The 21842-nt window shown below is 43.5% G+C and carries 14 protein-coding genes, 2 tRNA genes, 2 rRNA genes and 1 other annotated feature; of the genes, 3 read left to right on the forward strand and 15 right to left on the reverse strand.

The genetic code is table 11. The features are described from left to right. Positions 1-133: 133 nt before the first annotated feature. The 7 genes from M1F25_RS17200 to rluD all read right to left on the reverse strand — a co-directional run bounded on the left by M1F25_RS17200 (position 134) and on the right by rluD (position 10290). Positions 134-3042, reverse strand: a 23S ribosomal RNA gene (locus M1F25_RS17200). A 325-nt stretch (positions 3043-3367) separates the two neighbouring features. Further along, positions 3368-3443 (reverse strand) — tRNA-Ala (locus M1F25_RS17205). A 138-nt stretch (positions 3444-3581) separates the two neighbouring features. Next, a tRNA-Ile gene (locus M1F25_RS17210) sits at positions 3582-3658 on the reverse strand. A 65-nt stretch (positions 3659-3723) separates the two neighbouring features. After that, positions 3724-5263, reverse strand: a 16S ribosomal RNA gene (locus tag M1F25_RS17215). Together the 16S and 23S rRNA genes with 2 tRNA genes alongside form the textbook arrangement of a ribosomal RNA operon. Positions 5264-5881: 618 nt before the next feature. After that, entirely contained in the window at positions 5882-8455 is a 2574-nt protein-coding gene (gene clpB, locus M1F25_RS17220) for an ATP-dependent chaperone ClpB (RefSeq protein WP_094962020.1), read from the reverse strand. Positions 8456-8578: 123 nt separating this feature from the next. Next, complete coding sequence (gene yfiH / locus M1F25_RS17225; RefSeq protein WP_094962021.1) at positions 8579-9313, reverse strand: purine nucleoside phosphorylase YfiH; 735 nt, start codon at positions 9311-9313, stop codon at positions 8579-8581. Continuing rightward, positions 9313-10290: a 23S rRNA pseudouridine(1911/1915/1917) synthase RluD gene (gene rluD / locus M1F25_RS17230; RefSeq protein WP_181488598.1), complete on the reverse strand. Its 978-nt coding sequence runs from the start codon at positions 10288-10290 to the stop codon at positions 9313-9315. The genes yfiH and rluD overlap by 1 nt, the downstream gene beginning before the upstream one ends. A gap of 137 nt (positions 10291-10427) precedes the next feature. Between rluD and bamD the strand changes: the two genes are divergently transcribed. From bamD to pheA, 3 genes are all read left to right on the forward strand, one after another. After that, positions 10428-11159 (forward strand): outer membrane protein assembly factor BamD, encoded by a 732-nt coding sequence (gene bamD, locus M1F25_RS17235; RefSeq protein WP_004264835.1) that lies wholly within the window; start codon positions 10428-10430, stop codon positions 11157-11159. 315 nt (positions 11160-11474) lie between these two features. After that, positions 11475-11807: a ribosome-associated translation inhibitor RaiA gene (gene raiA / locus M1F25_RS17240; protein ID WP_036958924.1), complete on the forward strand. Its 333-nt coding sequence runs from the start codon at positions 11475-11477 to the stop codon at positions 11805-11807. 140 nt (positions 11808-11947) lie between these two features. Continuing rightward, positions 11948-12065 (forward strand) — a sequence feature (Phe leader region). Positions 12066-12091: 26 nt separating this feature from the next. Continuing rightward, entirely contained in the window at positions 12092-13264 is a 1173-nt protein-coding gene (pheA, locus tag M1F25_RS17245; RefSeq protein ID WP_004264832.1) for a bifunctional chorismate mutase/prephenate dehydratase, read from the forward strand. A 50-nt stretch (positions 13265-13314) separates the two neighbouring features. Here pheA and M1F25_RS17250 read toward each other — a convergent pair whose 3' ends face one another. The 8 genes from M1F25_RS17250 to ffh form a co-directional block, all read right to left on the reverse strand. Then, a complete protein-coding gene (locus tag M1F25_RS17250; protein ID WP_004264831.1) occupies positions 13315-14883 on the reverse strand; it encodes a methyl-accepting chemotaxis protein in 1569 nt (522 codons plus the stop codon). Between the two features lie 314 nt (positions 14884-15197). Continuing rightward, on the reverse strand, positions 15198-16319 hold the full coding sequence (gene tyrA / locus M1F25_RS17255; RefSeq protein ID WP_096864780.1) for a bifunctional chorismate mutase/prephenate dehydrogenase: 1122 nt from the start codon (positions 16317-16319) through the stop codon (positions 15198-15200). 13 nt (positions 16320-16332) lie between these two features. After that, positions 16333-17427, reverse strand: a complete 1095-nt coding sequence (locus M1F25_RS17260; RefSeq protein ID WP_004264828.1) for a 3-deoxy-7-phosphoheptulonate synthase — start codon at positions 17425-17427, stop codon at positions 16333-16335. A gap of 528 nt (positions 17428-17955) precedes the next feature. Further along, complete coding sequence (gene rplS, locus M1F25_RS17265) at positions 17956-18309, reverse strand: 50S ribosomal protein L19 (RefSeq protein ID WP_096864779.1); 354 nt, start codon at positions 18307-18309, stop codon at positions 17956-17958. A 41-nt stretch (positions 18310-18350) separates the two neighbouring features. Next, on the reverse strand, positions 18351-19115 hold the full coding sequence (gene trmD, locus M1F25_RS17270) for a tRNA (guanosine(37)-N1)-methyltransferase TrmD (RefSeq protein WP_181488600.1): 765 nt from the start codon (positions 19113-19115) through the stop codon (positions 18351-18353). 38 nt (positions 19116-19153) lie between these two features. After that, on the reverse strand, positions 19154-19699 hold the full coding sequence (gene rimM, locus M1F25_RS17275) for a ribosome maturation factor RimM (RefSeq protein WP_004264824.1): 546 nt from the start codon (positions 19697-19699) through the stop codon (positions 19154-19156). A gap of 18 nt (positions 19700-19717) precedes the next feature. Then, positions 19718-19966: a 30S ribosomal protein S16 gene (gene rpsP, locus M1F25_RS17280; RefSeq protein ID WP_004264823.1), complete on the reverse strand. Its 249-nt coding sequence runs from the start codon at positions 19964-19966 to the stop codon at positions 19718-19720. A 136-nt stretch (positions 19967-20102) separates the two neighbouring features. After that, a complete protein-coding gene (ffh, locus tag M1F25_RS17285) occupies positions 20103-21464 on the reverse strand; it encodes a signal recognition particle protein (RefSeq protein ID WP_094962025.1) in 1362 nt (453 codons plus the stop codon). Positions 21465-21842: the final 378 nt, after the last annotated feature.

Here is a 21842-nt window from a genome sequence, read left to right on the forward strand (position 1 = left end):
CTGTTTGTTCCCGTTTAGTTTTTTCTTCACTAAACCAGAACGTCAATCTCAAACAAGCTGTGTGTCCTTCACCTTTCGGCTTCTCACTCTCGTTGAAAAAAACTCTATCTCTCTAAAACACCTTCGGTGTTGTCAGGTTAAGCCTCACGGTTCATTAGTATTGGTTAGCTCAACGTATCGCTACGCTTACACACCCAACCTATCAACGTCTTAGTCTTAAACGTTCCTTTAGGACCCTTAAAGGGTCAGGGAAGACTCATCTCAAGGCAAGTTTCCCGCTTAGATGCTTTCAGCGGTTATCTTTTCCGCACTTAGCTACCGGGCAATGCCATTGGCATGACAACCCGAACACCAGTGGTGCGTCCACTCCGGTCCTCTCGTACTAGGAGCAGCCCCTTTCAATCTTCCAACGCCCACGGCAGATAGGGACCGAACTGTCTCACGACGTTCTAAACCCAGCTCGCGTACCACTTTAAACGGCGAACAGCCGTACCCTTGGGACCTACTTCAGCCCCAGGATGTGATGAGCCGACATCGAGGTGCCAAACACCGCCGTCGATATGAACTCTTGGGCGGTATCAGCCTGTTATCCCCGGAGTACCTTTTATCCGTTGAGCGATGGCCCTTCCATTCAGAACCACCGGATCACTAAGACCTACTTTCGTACCTGCTCGAGCCGTCACTCTCGCAGTCAAGCTGGCTTATGCCTTTGCACTAACCGCATGATGTCCGACCATGCTTAGCCAACCTTCGTGCTCCTCCGTTACTCTTTGGGAGGAGACCGCCCCAGTCAAACTACCCACCAGACACTGTCCGCACCCCAGATAATGGGGCCACGTTAGAACATCAAACATTAAAGGGTGGTATTTCAAGGTTGGCTCCACGCAGACTGGCGTCCACGCTTCAAAGCCTCCCACCTATCCTACACATCAAGGCTCAATGTTCAGTGTCAAGCTATAGTAAAGGTTCACGGGGTCTTTCCGTCTTGCCGCGGGTACACTGCATCTTCACAGCGAGTTCAATTTCACTGAGTCTCGGGTGGAGACAGCCTGGCCATCATTACGCCATTCGTGCAGGTCGGAACTTACCCGACAAGGAATTTCGCTACCTTAGGACCGTTATAGTTACGGCCGCCGTTTACTGGGGCTTCGATCAAGAGCTTCTCCTTACGGATAACCCCATCAATTAACCTTCCAGCACCGGGCAGGCGTCACACCGTATACGTCCACTTTCGTGTTTGCACAGTGCTGTGTTTTTAATAAACAGTTGCAGCCAGCTGGTATCTGCGACTGGCTTCAGCTCCATCCGCAAGGGACTTCACCTAATGCCAGCGTGCCTTCTCCCGAAGTTACGGCACCATTTTGCCTAGTTCCTTCACCCGAGTTCTCTCAAGCGCCTGAGTATTCTCTACCTGACCACCTGTGTCGGTTTGGGGTACGATTAATGATAATCTAGAGCTTAGAGGCTTTTCCTGGAAGCGGGGCATGAGCTACTTCATCACCGTAGTGACTCGTCATCGAACCTCAGCATATAGTGAACCGGATTTGCCTAATTCACCTGCCTACATTCTTAAACCGGGACAACCGTCGCCCGGATAGCCTAGCCTTCTCCGTCCCCCCATCGCAATTATCACCAGTACGGGAATATTAACCCGTTTCCCATCGACTACGCATTTCTGCCTCGCCTTAGGGGTCGACTCACCCTGCCCCGATTAACGTTGGAGAGGAACCCTTGGTCTTCCGGCGTGCGGGTTTTTCACCCGCATTATCGTTACTTATGTCAGCATTCGCACTTCTGATACCTCCAGCATACCTCACAGTACACCTTCACAGGCTTACAGAACGCTCCCCTACCCAACAATATTTACATATCGCTGCCGCAGCTTCGGTGCATAGTTTAGCCCCGTTACATCTTCCGCGCAGGCCGACTCGACCAGTGAGCTATTACGCTTTCTTTAAATGATGGCTGCTTCTAAGCCAACATCCTGGCTGTCTGAGCCTTCCCACTTCGTTTCCCACTTAACTATGACTTTGGGACCTTAGCTGGCGGTCTGGGTTGTTTCCCTCTTCACGACGAACGTTAGCACCCGCCGTGTGTCTCCCGTGATAACATTCTTCGGTATTCGTAGTTTGCATCGAGTTGGTAAGTCGGGATGACCCCCTAGTCGAAACAGTGCTCTACCCCCGAAGATGAGTTCACGAGGCGCTACCTAAATAGCTTTCGGGGAGAACCAGCTATCTCCCGGTTTGATTGGCCTTTCACCCCCAGCCACAAGTCATCCGCTAATTTTTCAACATTAGTCGGTTCGGTCCTCCAGTTAGTGTTACCCAACCTTCAACCTGCCCATGGCTAGATCACCGGGTTTCGGGTCTATACCCTGCAACTCATTCGCCCAGTTAAGACTCGGTTTCCCTACGGCTCCCCTATACGGTTAACCTTGCTACAGAATATAAGTCGCTGACCCATTATACAAAAGGTACGCAGTCACCCTGATAAATCAAGGCTCCCACTGCTTGTACGTACACGGTTTCAGGTTCTATTTCACTCCCCTCGCCGGGGTTCTTTTCGCCTTTCCCTCACGGTACTGGTTCACTATCGGTCAATCAGGAGTATTTAGCCTTGGAGGATGGTCCCCCCATATTCAGACAGGATAACACGTGTCCCGCCCTACTCGTCGAGTTCACAACACTAACACCTTCGGATACGGGGCTATCACCCTTTACTGCCGGACTTTCCAGACCGTTCTCCTGATGCTAATGCTGATTAAGACTCTGGGCTGCTCCCCGTTCGCTCGCCGCTACTAGGGGAATCTCGGTTGATTTCTTTTCCTCGGGGTACTGAGATGTTTCAGTTCCCCCGGTTCGCTTCGTTTGACTATGTATTCATCAAACGATAGTGCAACGAATTGCACTGGGTTTCCCCATTCGGAAATCGTCGGTTGTAACGGTTCATATCACCTTACCGACGCTTATCGCAGATTAGCACGTCCTTCATCGCCTCTGATTGCCTAGGCATCCACCGTGTACGCTTAGTCGCTTAACCTCACAACCCGAAATTGTTTCAACGTTCACATTACTGTCATGGCTGTGCGTGGTGAACTTCTTCGTTGGGCAGTGCTCGCAATGCTCACGTACCTAAGTATGCTGCGCTTGCTGTGCGCTGTCCGCCTTGAATTTCACACTGCTCGCGCATGCCGCTCGAGTTTGTGACCGAAAATTTCAGGTCTGAAATTTTGAGAGACTCTCACATTGTTTAAGCGATAAACAATGTGCGTTGTTTTCAATTTTCAGCTTGTTCCAGATTGTTAAAGAGCATAATTATTCGCAATAGACTATTACTAATCTATTCTGAATAATCAGAAAAATTATGGTGGAGCTAAGCGGGATCGAACCGCTGACCTCCTGCGTGCAAGGCAGGCGCTCTCCCAGCTGAGCTATAGCCCCATAAAGGTATTTTCGGTATCAATTAATCTCTTAATAAGATGTTCTTATTCGGAGGTCTTTTTTCTTAGGCAAGGCGTGGATTAGCGAAGTTTACTTTTGGGTACACGAGCTGAGCCATAACGCAGCATAAGAGAAAAGTGGTAGGCCTGAGTGGACTTGAACCACCGACCTCACCCTTATCAGGGGTGCGCTCTAACCACCTGAGCTACAAGCCTATCGATACCGCTACTCTATTTCATCAGACAATCTGTGTGAGCACTTCACAAAAACACTTCAATGGTAAGGAGGTGATCCAACCGCAGGTTCCCCTACGGTTACCTTGTTACGACTTCACCCCAGTCATGAATCACAAAGTGGTAAGCGCCCTCCCGAAGGTTAAGCTACCTACTTCTTTTGCAACCCACTCCCATGGTGTGACGGGCGGTGTGTACAAGGCCCGGGAACGTATTCACCGTAGCATTCTGATCTACGATTACTAGCGATTCCGACTTCATGGAGTCGAGTTGCAGACTCCAATCCGGACTACGACGTACTTTATGAGTTCCGCTTACTCTCGCGAGGTCGCTTCTCTTTGTATACGCCATTGTAGCACGTGTGTAGCCCTACTCGTAAGGGCCATGATGACTTGACGTCATCCCCACCTTCCTCCGGTTTATCACCGGCAGTCTCCTTTGAGTTCCCGACCGAATCGCTGGCAACAAAGGATAAGGGTTGCGCTCGTTGCGGGACTTAACCCAACATTTCACAACACGAGCTGACGACAGCCATGCAGCACCTGTCTCAGAGTTCCCGAAGGCACTAAAGCATCTCTGCTAAATTCTCTGGATGTCAAGAGTAGGTAAGGTTCTTCGCGTTGCATCGAATTAAACCACATGCTCCACCGCTTGTGCGGGCCCCCGTCAATTCATTTGAGTTTTAACCTTGCGGCCGTACTCCCCAGGCGGTCGATTTAACGCGTTAGCTCCGAAAGCCACTCCTCTAGGGAACAACCTTCAAATCGACATCGTTTACAGCGTGGACTACCAGGGTATCTAATCCTGTTTGCTCCCCACGCTTTCGCACCTGAGCGTCAGTCTTTGTCCAGGGGGCCGCCTTCGCCACCGGTATTCCTCCACATCTCTACGCATTTCACCGCTACACATGGAATTCTACCCCCCTCTACAAGACTCTAGCTGACCAGTCTTAGATGCCATTCCCAGGTTAAGCCCGGGGATTTCACATCTAACTTAATCAACCGCCTGCGTGCGCTTTACGCCCAGTAATTCCGATTAACGCTTGCACCCTCCGTATTACCGCGGCTGCTGGCACGGAGTTAGCCGGTGCTTCTTCTGTCGGTAACGTCAATCGTTGATGATATTAGCATCAACGCCTTCCTCCCGACTGAAAGTACTTTACAACCCTAGGGCCTTCTTCATACACGCGGCATGGCTGCATCAGGCTTGCGCCCATTGTGCAATATTCCCCACTGCTGCCTCCCGTAGGAGTCTGGGCCGTGTCTCAGTCCCAGTGTGGCTGATCATCCTCTCAGACCAGCTAGGGATCGTCGCCTTGGTGAGCCATTACCTCACCAACTAGCTAATCCCATATGGGTTCATCCGATAGCGCAAGGACCGAAGTTCCCCTGCTTTGCTCCTGAGAGATTATGCGGTATTAGCTACCGTTTCCAGTAGTTATCCCCCTCTATCGGGCAGATCCCCATACATTACTCACCCGTCCGCCGCTCGTCAGCGGGAAGCAAGCTTCCCCTGTTACCGCTCGACTTGCATGTGTTAGGCCTGCCGCCAGCGTTCAATCTGAGCCATGATCAAACTCTTCAATTAAAAAGCTTGATGCTCAAAGAATTAAACTGTTAATCCAATCCGCTTCTGTTCGGCTAACTTTGTCGGCTTCGCTCCGTTTTCCTCGCCGTACCTAAGTACTGTCTCGGAAATACTCACTCGCCTTCGCGTTATCCTTCCACAATCGAATTGTCACATTGTTAGTTCATATATGAATTAACGTGTTAGTCACTCTTCAAGACTTAAAATCAAATATTTTTTTGATAGTGTCCTGTGAGTGCCCACACAGATTGTCTGATAAATTGTTAAAGAGCGTTGCAGCTTTTCTTTATGAAAACCAACCTTTCGGTCGTTGCTGCGAGGAGGCGTATATTACGTTTTCCTCCGTGAGAGTCAAGCAATTTTTTGCTTTTTCTTTTTCAGAATCTCTCGCTGCCGTTTCAGTGTTCATCGCGCTTTGCGTTGTCTTGTTCCCGGTCAGTGGTGGCGCATTATAGGGAGTCAGAAAAATCTGGCAAGTGTTTTTTTGAAAAAAATTTTCAAGTGGTGATATTTTATACTTTACGCCCAATTATCAAGCAAAAAAAGTGATTTTATACGTAATTTGATATAAAAAAGGTGGCTAACAATAGCCACCTTTTGATTTTACAATAATATCAATTACTGTTTAGCAACGATTTCGTCATTTTCTACATCTAAAACGACAGGTTTACCTGGTAATAACTTACCTGACAAGATTTCTTGTGCCAGAGGGTTTTCAATTTCCTGCTGAATTGCGCGTTTTAATGGCCTTGCTCCGAAGATTGGGTCAAAACCAGCCTCCCCAATTTTCTCCAGTGCAGCAGGTGTCGCACTGACTTCATAACCGTGCTCTTCAAGACGTTTATATAAACGAGCCAATTGAATATTGGCAATATTCGTAATTTGCTCTTTACCTAATGGATGGAATACAACAACTTCATCTATACGGTTAATAAATTCAGGTCTGAAACTATGGGATACCACTTCCATCACCATATCTTTCATTTCTGAGTAACCAATCATGCCAAATCTTTCTTGGATTAAGTCAGAACCCAAGTTAGATGTCATGATAATCACCGTATTACGGAAGTCCACTGTTCTACCTTGTCCATCCGTTAAACGCCCGTCATCAAGCACTTGTAATAAAATGTTGAAAACATCAGGGTGTGCTTTCTCAACTTCATCCAATAAAATGACTGAATATGGACGACGTCTAACCGCTTCAGTTAAATACCCACCTTCTTCGTAACCGACATATCCTGGAGGTGCACCCACTAAACGTGATACCGCATGTTTTTCCATAAATTCAGACATATCGATACGAACCATTGCATCATCGCTATCAAACATGAAATTTGCTAACGCTTTACACAATTCAGTTTTACCTACCCCTGTTGGCCCTAAGAACATAAACGAGCCAATTGGGCGGTTCGGGTCTGATAACCCTGCACGACTACGACGAATTGCATTCGATACTGCAACTACCGCTTCATCTTGTCCAATAACACGCTGATGGAGTTGCTGTTCCATACGTAACAGTTTTTCTCTTTCACTTTCTAGCATTCGAGATACAGGGATACCAGTCCAACGAGCTAAGATTTCAGCAATTTCGACATCTGTTACTTTGTTACGTAACAGTTTCATGCTTTTGCCTTCAGCTTTGGTTGCCGCTTCAAGCTGTTTCTCTAATTCTGGAATTTTACCGTATTGCAATTCGGACATTTTTGCCAAATCACCCATACGGCGTGCTTTTTCCATCTCGATACGTGTATTTTCAAGTTCAGCTTTAATATGCTGAGTACCTGTTAATGATGCTTTTTCAGCTTTCCATTCTTCTTCTAACGCAGAGTACTCACGTTCTTTCTCTGCGAGCTCTTCTTCTAACATCTCAAGACGTTTTTTACTTGCATCATCCGATTCTTTTTTAAGCGCTTGCTGTTCAAGTTTGAGCTGAATAATACGGCGTTCCAGCCTATCTAAGGATTCAGGTTTCGAATCCATTTGCATACGTAAACTTGCACCCGCTTCATCAATTAAATCAATCGCTTTGTCAGGTAACATACGGTCAGTAATATAGCGATGCGATAACGTTGCCGCTGCCACAATCGCCGGGTCAGTTATTTGAACGTGGTGATGCAGTTCATAACGTTCTTTTAAACCACGTAAAATAGCAATTGTGTCTTCAACGGATGGCTCAGCCACATACACTTTTTGGAAACGACGCTCTAAAGCAGGGTCTTTCTCAATGTATTGGCGATACTCATCCAATGTGGTAGCGCCAACACAGTGTAATTCACCGCGAGCCAACGCAGGTTTTAACATGTTACCCGCATCCATCGCACCATCTGCTTTACCTGCACCAACCATGGTGTGTAATTCATCAATAAACAGAATGACGTTACCTTCCTGTTTGGCAAGATCATTTAGAACAGCTTTCAGACGCTCTTCAAACTCACCACGATATTTCGCACCCGCAATCAGCGCCCCCATATCAAGGGATAATACACGTTTGTTTTTTAACCCTTCTGGAATTTCACCATTAACAATACGTTGTGCTAACCCTTCAACAATTGCTGTTTTACCTACACCTGGTTCACCAATCAGCACAGGGTTATTTTTAGTACGACGTTGCAGTACTTGAATGGTCCGACGTATTTCTTCATCTCGACCAATTACTGGGTCTAATTTGCCTTGCTCTGCACGTTCAGTTAAATCAACCGTATATTTTTTCAAGGCTTGGCGCTGGTCTTCAGCGCTTTGGTCATTCACTTTTTCTCCACCACGCATCTGTTCTATTGCCTTTTTTAAATTATCTTTATTAACACCTGCTGCTTTGAGCATGTCTGCTAATGTCGTATTGGCTTCTAAAGCGGCGACAAGAAATAATTCTGAGGAGATAAATTCATCTCCGTGCTTTTGTGCCAATTGATCACATAAATTCAAATGACGCATTAAGTCACTTGATGGTTGAACATCTCCCGCAACACCTTGCACTTGAGGTAAACGCCCTAATGCATCTTCGACTTTTTGCTGGAATTGTACGGCATTCACGCCTAACGTCGTCAGCAATGGACGAACTGTGCCACCCTCTTGATTAAACAGGGCACTTAATAGATGAATAGGTTCAATAAACTGGTTTTCGCGCCCAAGGGCTAGTGATTGGGCGTCAGCGAGAGCTTGCTGGAATTTATTAGTTAAACGGTCCAGACGCATAACACCTCCAATAAATGAGATTAAATTTGCTACTGGATACTAGATGAGGTCAGTTTTTAAATATTCAAGTTTTGCAAGGAATTATTTTTGATATATCCGTTAATTTAGAACAAAACCCCAATACTAGGTATTTATCCATATCAATGAAGCCATCCTGCCGGTTTTTCCTTCCCTTCGATAGGAAAAAAATCTGTTTTCATCTGTTACTGTACAAAAATCACCACCATAGACCTTCGTTACGCCAGCAGCCCGTAGTTTTTTACGTGCTAATAAATAAATGTCAGCGAGATATTTATCATTATAAGGAACAAAAGCAGAGGCTAAATCAGATGATTGATTAACAAAAGCCTCTTTGACTTCCTTACCGACTTCAAATTTCTCAGCACCAATAGCGGGGCCAAGCCAAGCGATAATTTCATTTGCAGGGCTAATAAATTGATTGATTGTATTTTCAAGAACCCCATGACATAGGCCGCGCCACCCTGCATGGGCTGCAGCCACTTCCGTTCCTGCTTGATTAGTCAATAACACAGGCAAGCAATCCGCAGTCATAATGGCACAAACTTGGCCAACCTGATTACTGTACACGGCGTCCGCTTGCCTATTATGAATTTTATCACCAACAAGCTGAAGCACATCCGTTCCATGAACTTGCTCAAGCCAAACTGGTTGTTGTGGTAGCTGAGCAAGCGTCTCAAGGCGTTGACGATTTTCACTGACGGCATTGGGTATATCCCCAACATGATCACCTAAATTCAAGCTATCAAAAGGTGGCAGGCTCACACCACCCACTCGAGTTGTACTACAGCTAGCTATGTTTTTAGGTTGCGGCCAATCAGGGAAAATCAATGTATTCATTACCAGTCCATATCGTCTTTATGCAGTTCAGTGTCTGCTTTTAGAGCTTCTATAAGCTTAACCATATCATCAGGTAACGGTGCATGCCACTCCATTTGAATACCTGAGATTGGGTGATATAAGCGTAACATAGTGGCATGCAGTGCTTGCCTATCAAAATTACGCATGACCTCTAAAAATTCTTCGGTCGCCCCTTTTAGTGGGCGCGGGCGGCCACCGTATAAGGGATCACCAATTAATGGATGATTGATATGAGCCATATGAACACGAATTTGGTGAGTTCTGCCCGTCTCCAGACGTAAACGTAAACGAGTATGGGCTCTAAAGTGTTCCATCACACGATAATGCGTTACAGCGGGTTTGCCCATTGGGTACACAGCCATATGGGTTCGTTTAGTTGGATGACGAGAGATAGGTTCTTCTACCATGCCACCCGCTGTCATACGGCCGACCGCAACCGCTTCATATTCACGCGTAATTTCTCTACGTTGCAATGCTTCTACAAGGTGTGTTTGAGCTGGAACTGTTTTTGCGACAACCATTAAGCCTGTCGTGTCTTTATCTAAACGATGAACAATACCTGCTCTCGGCACATCAGCAATTTCAGGATAACGATATAACAACGCATTAAGAATTGTGCCATCTGGGTTTCCAGCTCCAGGGTGGACAACTAAATCACGCGGTTTATTAATAATTAGGATATCTTCATCTTCATAAATCACATTAAGTGGGATATCTTGTGGTTCCCAGCGATTATCTTCTTCAATGAGGGCATCGATTAAAATTTGTTCGCTGCCAAAAACTTTTTCTTTTGGCTTATTGATAACTTTGCCATTAACCTGCACTCTATCAGCTAAAATCCATTCTTTTATGCGAGAACGTGAATAATCAGGGAACAATTCGGCCAAAGCCTGATCTAAACGTTGACCAAGCTGTGATTCAGCGATAGTTGCACTAAGTTGTACTTGTTGAGCCATAAATTAATCTACTTTTTGGTGTTTGTATTTTGACGGCAGTGCCGTTTCATTTAAAATATATGCTATTGTAACTCGAATTTTGCCGGGAGCCTTATGGATAGACTCCCTCGAAACACTCAGAGGATAACCTACACGTGATGATACGTATGAAAAATCTGGTGGCTGCAGCCACGTTGAGCCTGATTTTAGTCGGCTGTTCCAGCACTCCTGAAGTCAGCCCTGATAGCACCCCTGCTGAAATATATGCAACGGGTCAGCAAAAATTACAGGACGGCAATTTTAAAGCAGCGATTAAACAATTTGAAGCTCTTGATAACCGTTATCCATTTGGTCCATATGCTCAGCAGGTTCAATTAGACCTGATTTATGCATATTATAAATCAGCAGAGCTGCCAATGGCGATAGCCGCAATTGACCGTTTCATGCGTTTGAACCCAACTCATCCAAATATTGATTATGTCCTCTATATGCGAGGCTTAACCGCGATGGCTCTGGATGATAGCTTATTGCAAGGCCTCTTTGGTATTGACCGCTCAGACAGAGACCCACAGCATGCACGAGTTGCATTCAAAGATTTCAGTCAGTTAGTTCGCTACTATCCTAACAGCTTATACTCCAATGATGCGAGTAAGCGATTAGTCTTCTTAAAAGACCGCTTAGCGAAATTCGACCTTTCTGTTGTCGAATACTACAACAAACGCGGTGCTTATGTCGCGGTTGTTAATCGTGTTCAACAAATGCTAAAAGACTACCCAGACACAGAAGCAACACGTAATGCCTTAGCATACATGGAAATTGCTTATAATGAGATGGGGCTAAACCAAGAAGCGAATAAAGTTGCGAGTATTATTGCTGCAAACCCACAATAATATCATCGTGCGATCTAAAACAGCAGCCATGGCTGCTGTTTTTCTTTGCTAGCGGCGATTTAGTTGCTTGCTCATTTAGGGTACTAATTTTAACCCAAAAAAAGTTCCGGCTATTTACCGTTCCCCTAGCCAACTCAATCAGTGTCCCTTAATCCATTCATTTTGGCAATGCTTTTTCGCCCCTTTTTTATGTGAAATCACACTTCAGATAGCTGTTACTCTTCCCCTGAATGAGATGTGATCTACATCAATTTTTTCTTAGCAAGAACGGGTATTCTGAAATCAACAAAGACGGAAACAATGAGAGGTAACTATATGATAGTGAACATTACTAGCAAACAAATGGACATTACCCCAGCGATTCGTGAGCACATTGAGAGCCGTCTAACAAAACTCGATAAGTGGCAAGTATCTCTAATAAATACGCATGTCGTATTATCAAAAGAGCCACAAGGTTTTATGGTTGATGCCAACATAAAAACAGCGACAGGAAAATTGGTCGCAAGTGCCAAGCATGAAGATATGTACGTTGCAATTAATGAACTAATTAACAAACTCGAAAGACAACTTAATAAAGTGCAACATAAAGGAGAATCAAGAAGAGCATATAATAGTGTAAAAGAAGCGAATAATACTGTTACGTTATAATTTTATATTATCTATCAACTAATCTTGAACCTTATAAACGCGCTCACCATGGGCGCGTTTTTTTATGTTTATGACCCTTACCTATTGACTTCTTAGTGAGTATCGGGTTTATTTAAATTGAATCTGACTAAAGGTGTTCATATGAATCTTAATTTTGTTTTCTTTTTCTTCTTTAGCAACTCCTAATTGGGGGCTTTTGTCGTTCGAGAAAGAAAAGAAGACAAAATTAGAAAGCCCCCTCTAGGGGGCTTTTTTTATATCATGATATTAACAGGGTGGGCAGCATGGAAAACAGCACTAATTTATTAAAAGTAAGAGAGAAAATAAGTCAACTGGATAGTGAATTACTAAATCTTTTAGCAAAGCGCCGTGGTTATGCTGTTGAAGTCGCTGAAACAAAAATTGATGATAGCCGCCCTATTCGTGATAAAGACCGTGAGCGCCAGCTTCTTGATGTTTTAATCAACAAAGGCAAACCGCTAGGGCTTGATGGCTTTTATATCACTCGCCTATTCCAGATGATTATTGAGGACTCTGTTCTTACGCAACAGGCTATTTTACAAAAGCATTTAAATTTAACCCCTAGTGATACCGCGCGTTTCGCATTTTTAGGGCCGAAAGGTTCTTATTCACACATTGCGGCACGCCAGTACTCAGCCCGTCATTTTGACCAACTAGTTGAATGCAGTTGCCATAAATTCCAAGATATTTTTTCATTAGTTGAAAATGGGCAAGCGGAATATGGCATTTTACCAATAGAAAACACCAGTTCGGGCGCAATTAACGATGTTTACGATTTACTGCAAAATACATCATTATCAATCGTCGGAGAGATTCGGCTCCCAATTAACCATTGCCTCTTAACAACAGGAAATACCGATCTCAGCCAGATCAAAACCGTGTATAGCCACCCTCAGCCTTTCCAACAATGCAGCCAATACTTAGCACAATTCCCACACTGGGAAATAAAATATTGTGATAGCACATCAACTGCAATGCAAATGGTCGCAGACCAAAACTCACCGAGTGTCGCGGCACTTGGAAGTGAAGCCGGTGGCGCCTTATACGATTTAAGCGTAATAGAGCATAATCTCGCTAATCAGCAAATTAACATGACACGCTTTATTGTTGTTGCACCACAACCAATTGAAGTCACTGAACAAGTACCGGCTAAAACAACACTGCTTCTGACCACTGGCCAACAAGCTGGTGCCTTAGTTGATGCATTAGTTATTTTGAAAAATAATAAGATAATCATGAGCAAGTTAGAATCACGCCCAATAAATGGAAAACCATGGGAAGAGATGTTTTATGTTGATGTGCATGCCAATTTACGTTCAGATAATATGCAACAAGCTTTAAGAGAGCTTTCAACAATTACTAGGTCAATTAAAATATTAGGCTGCTACCCATCCGAAAATGTGGTTCCTGTTGAACCTGAAAAAATTACGCCTTAATTAAAATATAATTAGGCTGCATTTTTTCAGTGCAGCCTACTAAACTGAAACTATGCTCTCACTTCAGGTTGATAATTCGAAGATTTGACTCTGAAATAATTGACCAGTTCCTTCAAATGGTACGCCTGTTCATTCAATGAGTCCGCTGCGACAACAGATTCCTCAACTAAACTCGCATTTTGTTGTGTGGTTAAATCAAGTTGCCCTACTGCACTATTGATTTGAGAAATTCCATCGCTTTGCTCACGACTAGCCTGCCCAATTTCACGTAGTAACGCATTCATCTCTTTTACACTATCAACCATGCCATGTATTTGCTGAGTCGCTTTTTCAACAAGTTCCATACCCTCTTGCGTTTGTGACGATGAGTTTTCAATCAACCCACGAATATCACTCGCTGAAGCCGCACTTTTTTGTGCTAATAATCTCACTTCTCCGGCAACAACGGCAAAGCCTCGCCCATGTTCACCGGCTCTTGCCGCTTCAACGGATGCATTCAATGCTAATATATTGGTTTGAAATGCAATTGAGTCTATTAGATTAATAATTTCTGTCATCTGTGATGATGAGCCATTGATTGCACGCATTTTGTTCGTTACTTGACTCATCATGTCGCCATTGTTTTGTACAATAATTGCCGCTTGGTCTGCAAGCATGCTAGCTTCATGAGTGTGCTCAGTCGTGTTTTGAACGGTTGAAGTTATTTGTTCCATTGAACTGGCCGTTTCTTCAACTGATGCAGCCTGTTCTTCGGTACGCGCCGCCAGGTTTTGGTTCCCCGCGACAATTTGCCCTGCTGCTGCCGAAATACTTTCAGAACCTTGTTGAACCTCTTGAACGATTTCCAGCAAGTGCTCTTTCATATCATTAAGTGCATTTAACAATACACCCGTTTCATCTTTTGAGGTGACCTGAATATCTTTAGTCAGATCCCCATTTGCAATTGACTGCGCGAAATTAACCGCATTTTCCAATGGCCTTGTGATAATGTTCGTAATATACCAGCCCATTACGCAGCCCGCGCCAATACTCAAGATTGATAACACCGCTAGTAATAGTTTATTGTTTTCATAATCCGCATTCACTTTACGGCCAACCTCTTGCATTTCCAAATCTTGGATAGCCATTAAAGTTTGAATTTGATCACGATAATCACGTTGAATACTAGACGTTTTAGTCATCATTTCATCAATAGCAGCTTGGCGATTATTCTCTGATAAAAAGGTATTGATGCGAGTAATTGATGAATGAAACTGTTGGCGAATAACACGCAAATCAGCCAAGACTTCTTTAGAGCGATCATCTGTAACGTTATTTTCTAAGCTTTCCATCAATCCATTAATTTTTAATGTAATTTTAGCCAACTCTTCTCTGCGTTTATCACTACCACGATCATCAAGTAAAATTAGCTCTTGGATCCCTATAAAAGAATAAAAGTTATCCATCATTTGCCCTGCGGTAGAGGCAATAGGATAACTTTCATACAGGACTTGTTTCATGCCATCATTAGCTCGGTTCATATTGGCTAAAGAAAAAAGTGAACTTAGGATAATAAGCGCAACAAAACCACCAAATGCTACCGTTAACTTCATACTAATTTTGAGATTTTTAAAAGACATATATTTACCACGCTAACCATCATTTAATGAGTAGTGTTATCGGTAAAACAGGTGAAATCTTTATCATATAAATCGATCGATTTATAAATATTGATTTTAAAAATTGATTAATTTGAAATTAGATAGTGAATAAATTCAGTTTTTATCTGATTAGCATATTATTCGATAGAAATTATATAGATAAGTACAATTACCTATTTTAAATAAACATTCTTGGTGAGATTAACTGAAATAGAAGAATATAAAAGGTAACAAAAAATTAACAAGAAAATAAAGCCCTCTACCGCTATAAAACACGATAGAAGGCGGGATGATTATTTTCGATTATCGTTTGCTCGTTGCAGTAATGATTGGCTTTCTTTCATAAAATGATGGGCATCTTCACCGAACCACTGGCTAATTTGATTAAATTGGCGAATAAATTCCGCTTTATCTTTTTTCTCCAGTAGCGCTATTGAATCACCTAACAATTGATGATATCTGCGTATCAATTCAACATTTTCATTTGAAGACATAATAATGTCTGCATAGAGTTGAGGGTCTTGAGCAAACAGCCGCCCAACCATCGCGAGCTCTAAACGATAAATAGGCGATGATAAATCAAGTAATTGCTGTAAATCGATATTTTCCTCAGCAAGATTTCGCCCGTAAGTAAATGTTGTAAAGTGGCGTAATGCCTGAATAAAGCTCATGTTTTTATCATGCTCTTCGGCTGAGATTTCTTTCAAACGTGCCCCCCAAACTAATAACTGTTCAAGAAACCACTGATAAGACTCCGAGCCACGGCCATTACAGTAAGCAAATACTTGCTTTGCAACACTACCAATATCAGGACCAAACATCGGGTGAAGCCCAAGTACTGGCCCATCATGGGCCGCTAACATCGCTTCTAATGGCTGTTGCTTAATCGATGCGATATCCATCAAGACCGTGCTTTTATCCAGTTTAGGCAGCTGGTTGATGACTTGTACTGTCAAATGTATTGGTACACTAACCATCACGACGCTCGCACCAGCAACTATAGATTCTGCTTGTGCCCAGTCATCTTCGTTTAATGTCTTAACCTGATAGCCTGATAAATTAAGGAGACGGTGAAATAACCGCCCCATTTTCCCATCACCACCTACAATCACAATTGGGCCAGCTGATGGGTTCAGTGTTTTAAACCCTTTATCATTTTCACGTGCGTAAGATTCGCGCATGATCCGCCTTAGAATATCCTCTATCAGATCAGGTGGGATCCCCATACGCTCAGCTTCGGCGCGACGTGCTGTCAGCATGCTTGTTTCTCGTTCAGGCACATAAATCGGTAAACCATGTAAGCTTTTCACTTCACCGACTTCAGCAACCAGTTGCAGCCTTTTTGCTAATAAATCTAGTAACGATTTATCAACTTCATCAATTTGTTCCCGTAAATGGGATAACTCAACAGACATACCAATACCTTGATCAGCTCACTTTACTCAATTTTTGCGCACGTTGTTCAAGCACAGGCAACAATGCTTGATGTAATTTACGCAATACCGTTTCCGTCGTTTGCCAGTTAATGCAGGCATCTGTCACTGACACACCGTATTTCATTGTGTCACGGGCTTGTTCAGATGTTTGATTCCCTTCATTAATATGACTTTCTAGCATAATACCTGTAATTGATTCATTACCATTAATAATTTGTTCAATAATAGAATCAACAACTAATGGTTGACGGCGGTAATCTTTATTCGAGTTTCCATGGCTACAATCCACCATAAGGGACGGCTCTAAACCTGCTTTTTTCATTTCCGCTTCACAAGCCGCAATGTCTTCAGCATTGTAGTTAGGCGTTTTCCCACCACGTAAAATGACATGTCCGTTACTATTACCTTTGGTATGTAATAAACAAACTTGGCCAGATTGGTTAATTCCCATAAAACGGTGTGGCATCGCTGCTGCTTTTAACGCATTAATCGCTGTAGATAAACTCCCATCGGTTCCATTTTTGAAACCAACAGGCATAGATAAACCAGATGCCATTTCACGGTGGGTCTGTGACTCAGTCGTTCTTGCACCAATGGCTGACCAACTGAATAAATCCCCTAAGTATTGAGGATTGTTAGGATCCAATGCTTCTGTCGCTAATGGCAGCCCCATATTCACTAAATTGGTCAACAAGTCACGAGCAATATGTAGGCCTTTTTCCATTTCAAAAGAACCATCCATAAATGGATCACTAATCAAACCTTTCCAACCTACGGTTGTACGAGGTTTTTCAAAATACACACGCATCACAATATATAAGCTATCACTTAATTCTTCGGCTAATACTTTCAGGCGCTCACCATATTCAATAGCGGCATCCACATCATGGATTGAGCAAGGACCACATACCACGAGTAAGCGAGGGTCGCGTTGATGAATAATGTCAGCAATCACTTGGCGCGATGTCGCAATGGCATGCAGGTTGCTGCGACTCAGCGGATATTTCTCTTTCAGACTCTCAGGAGTGATTAATACCTGCTCGTCTTGAATATTCACGTTGTTGAGTACATCTTTTTGCATGATCATTTTTTACCTACTTATTAGCTTATATTTGCTTAGTTTATTATTTACGTATTGTGTTTGGGTGTATGACTAATAACATACCATGCATCGTAAACAATTCAATCCATTTATGTAAAATATTTCCACTATCGTATTGAATTATTTACACAACAATAATTAATTGAATAAATTACAGTTTTACATTAATTTAACATTAAAATATTTTAATAGACTAAAGAAAAACAAGCAATCTGTAAGCATTTATTTACAGACAAGCATAAGTTATCAGCTATATTCTAAATAGTTCGAGTTGTAGCAAGGCGGCAAAGTGAGGACATCGCAAGGAGCATACACAAGTATGTGACCTGTGTGGCTGAACGCAGCCAACACGGCTACAACTTGAAATATGACGAATAAGGTATGTGGCCTGTGGGGCTGAGTGCTGCCAACACAGCTACAATTTGAATTATGAAGAATATAGTGACGAATATAAAAAGGCCCGCAAATGCGGGCCTCTCTCATAACATAACTTTCGGATGTAGCGAAAGCGTATTACTTGGCGTTCAGACGCTCTTTGATACGAGCTGCCTTACCAGAACGCTCACGCAGGTAGTACAGTTTAGATCTGCGAACAGCACCACGACGTTTAACAGCAATGCTATCTACGACTGGAGAGTGAGTTTGGAATACACGCTCAACACCTTCGCCGTTAGAAATTTTACGAACAGTGAATGCAGAGTGCAGACCGCGGTTACGAATAGCGATAACCACGCCCTCGAATGCCTGCAGACGTTTTTTAGAGCCTTCTACGACCCATACCTTAACTTCCACGGTGTCACCCTGACGGAATGAAGGTACGTCCTGCTTCATCTGCTCTTCTTCGATTTGTTTAATAATGTTGCTCATAATAACTCTCTTACCCTAGGTAAACTGATATGTTTAGACAATTAATTGTCTGGATTCATTTGTTGCTCAGACTGATATTCCAGTTGGAATTCAGCCAGCAACATCCTCTGCTCGTCAGTCAGAGCTAGGCTTTCCAGAAGCTCAGGTCTTCTAAGCCAGGTACGGCCGAGTGATTGTTTCATGCGCCAGCTATCTATTTTAGCGTGGTTTCCTGAAAGTAAAACATCAGGAACTTGCATGCCATCTAACACTTCAGGGCGGGTATAGTGCGGACAATCTAACAAACCATCTGCAAAAGAGTCTTCTTGAGCAGAAGCTTGATGACCAAGTACTCCCGGTATAAACCGTGAAACTGAGTCAATCAACACCATCGCGGGAAGTTCCCCGCCACTGAGAACGTAATCACCGATTGACCATTCTTCGTCAACTTCGGTTTGAATGATACGCTCATCAATGCCTTCATAGCGGCCACAAACAAGAATCAATTTCTCATTGGTTGCCAGCTCGCAAACACCGTCTTGACTAAGTTTGCGCCCTTGCGGTGAAAGATAAATAACCTTTGCACCCTCACCAGCCTCAGTTCTTGCTGCGTTGATTGCATCCTTAAGCGGTTGCACCATCATCAGCATGCCTGGACCACCACCATAGGGGCGATCATCAACAGTTTTGTGCTTATCGTGAGTAAAATCTCGCGGATTCCAGCACTCAAATGTTAGCAGGCCATTTTTCACTGCCCGACCAGTTACCCCGTACTCGGTTATTGCGCGGAACATTTCGGCAAACAGGCTAATTACACCAATCCACATAATTTCGTCCCACTTATCAAAACCGTTCAACCGGAGATTTAAAAACCAGGATCCCAATCCACTTCAATAAGTTTGGCATCGAGATCGACTTTCTTGATAACCTGCCCATCAAGAAACGGAACCAACCGCTCCTTGATGCCAAATGCATCTTTTAAATTCGCCTTAATGACCAGCACATCATTTGAACCGGTCTCCATCATGTCAGTGATGGTACCAAGGTCATAGCCTTGTAACGTCACTACTTGGCAGCCCATCAGGTCTTTCCAGTAGTATTCGTTTTCTAACTCAGGAAGTTGGGTTGAATCAACCGCAATTTCAAAGTTAGTCAAAAGCGCGGCTGCATCGCGGTCATCGACCCCGTTCAGCTTGACAATGATATCCTTGTTATGATGTTTCCAATCTTCAATTTCAATGTGTTGCCATTGACCTGAACGTTGGATAAACCAAGGCTGATACTCAAAAATACTTTCAGCATGTTCGGTGGACGAAAAAACTTTGAGCCAACCACGAATACCGTATGCCGCACCTAATTTCCCCAATACAATTGGGTTTTCAGGTGGCTGTAGTTTAGTTTGCTTGCTCATTGTTACCACCGCGACAGATTAAGCTGCTTTCTTAGCTTGTTTGACCAGTTGTGCAACACGGTCAGAAATAGTTGCGCCTAAGCCAACCCAGTGCTCAACACGGTCCAGGTCTAAACGCAGTTCTTCTGCTTGACCTGCAGCGATCGGGTTGAAGAAACCGATACGCTCAATGAAACGACCGTCACGCGCATTGCGGCTATCAGTCACAACGATTTGGTAGAACGGACGTTTTTTAGCGCCGCCACGAGATAAACGAATTGTTACCATAACATCCTCATTAGTTAACAAAACAACCAGACTCCATCGAGGGATAGAGTCCGGCTGTCATATAAAAAGCCCGAAAAGTTTACTCACTTTGACGCAAAAATCAATCAAAAGTGCGTTTTGTTTGAGGCTTTATTGCTTAACGCCCCGGAAAACCCGGTGGCATCATACCCTTCATGCCGCGCATCATCTTGGCTAGACCGCCTTTTTTCATTTTCTTCATCATGCGTTGCATGTCATCAAATTGTTTTAAGAGGCGATTAACTTCTTGCACGGTAGTTCCCGAACCTGCCGCAATACGACGTTTTCGTGAACCTTTAATAATTTCCGGTTTTTCACGTTCTTTACGTGTCATGGAATTAATCATCGCTTCCATACGAACGGTGATTTTATCATCCATTTGGGACTTAACGGCATCGGGTAACTGAGACATTCCTGGCATTTTGCTCATCATGCTCGCCATGCCGCCCATATTACGCATTTGCTTCAATTGACTTAAAAAGTCATTTAAATCAAAGCCATCTCCCGTTTTAAGTTTTTTAGCAAGCTTTTCAGCTTCATCACGGTCAACTTTATGCTCAATCTCTTCAATCAGAGAAATCACATCACCCATACCAAGGATACGAGACGCGACGCGCTCTGGGTGGAATGGTTCTAAGGCATCAGTTTTTTCACCAACACCTAAGAACTTAATAGGTTTCCCCGTAATCGCACGAATTGAAAGTGCCGCACCGCCTCGTGCATCACCATCGACCTTGGTCAACACAACCCCTGTCAGTGGTAAGGCTTCATTAAATGCTTTCGCTGTATTTGCCGCATCTTGCCCTGTCATCGCATCAACGACGAATAAGGTCTCAACTGGCTTAATAATACGGTGAACTTCTTGGATTTCTTCCATCATCGCTTCATCAACATGCAAGCGACCTGCGGTATCCACCAACAGCACATCGTAGAATTGTAATTGTGCGTGTTTTAATGCTTTTTGAACAATTGCAGTGGGTTTTTCTTGTACTTCTGAAGGGAAAAAGTCAATTCCAACACTTTCAGCTAATGTCTCTAATTGTTTAATCGCTGCAGGGCGATAAACGTCAGCAGAGACAACTAATACTTTTTTCTTTTGCTTTTCTTTTAAGAGCTTACCTAATTTTGCAACACTGGTCGTTTTACCGGCACCTTGCAAACCTGCCATTAAAACGACAGCAGGAGGTTGTGCGGATAAATTAAGTTGGTGGTTTTCGTCCCCCATCGCCCTAGTCAGTTCATTTTGAACTATTTTAATGAACTCTTGGCCGGGTGTTAGACTTTTATTGACATCTTGCCCAACGGCATTTTCTTTAACTTTTTGAATGAATTCACGGACAACTGGCAAAGCAACGTCAGCTTCCAGCAAGGCCATGCGAACTTCGCGTAGTGTTTCTTTAATATTTTCATCAGTTAGACGCCCACGCCCACTGATATTGCGCAACGTGCGCGATAGTCTGTCAGTTAAATTATCAAACATATGTCTTAGCTCAATTCTGTTGATGGGCCGATGTCAGCCTGATCTGGTTGCTAATACAGATAATTTCAAGTGCGTGTTACCTAACAACTTGAATTATAAGCATCAATACCTTCACAATGATGAAGGGAAACCAACACTAAAAATAATCGCGGCAAAATAATGCCCCATTGTAACATGCCCGCAGTTTTTTCGCTGCCCCCTGTTTGAAACAGATGATACAGGTTATTATGGCATGAATTTAATAATACAAACCAAGCAGTAGGCGCATGAAGTGCTATCAGCAATGAATATATTGTGATTGGCCTGTCCAATAGTTGGAGCCTACACTCGTACAAGTTATACTATGAATAACTTTCCACTAAAAATGATTAACGACAC

It is taken from the genome of Providencia sp. PROV109, from assembly GCF_033681625.1.
Classification (GTDB): Bacteria; Pseudomonadota; Gammaproteobacteria; order Enterobacterales; family Enterobacteriaceae; genus Providencia; species Providencia hangzhouensis.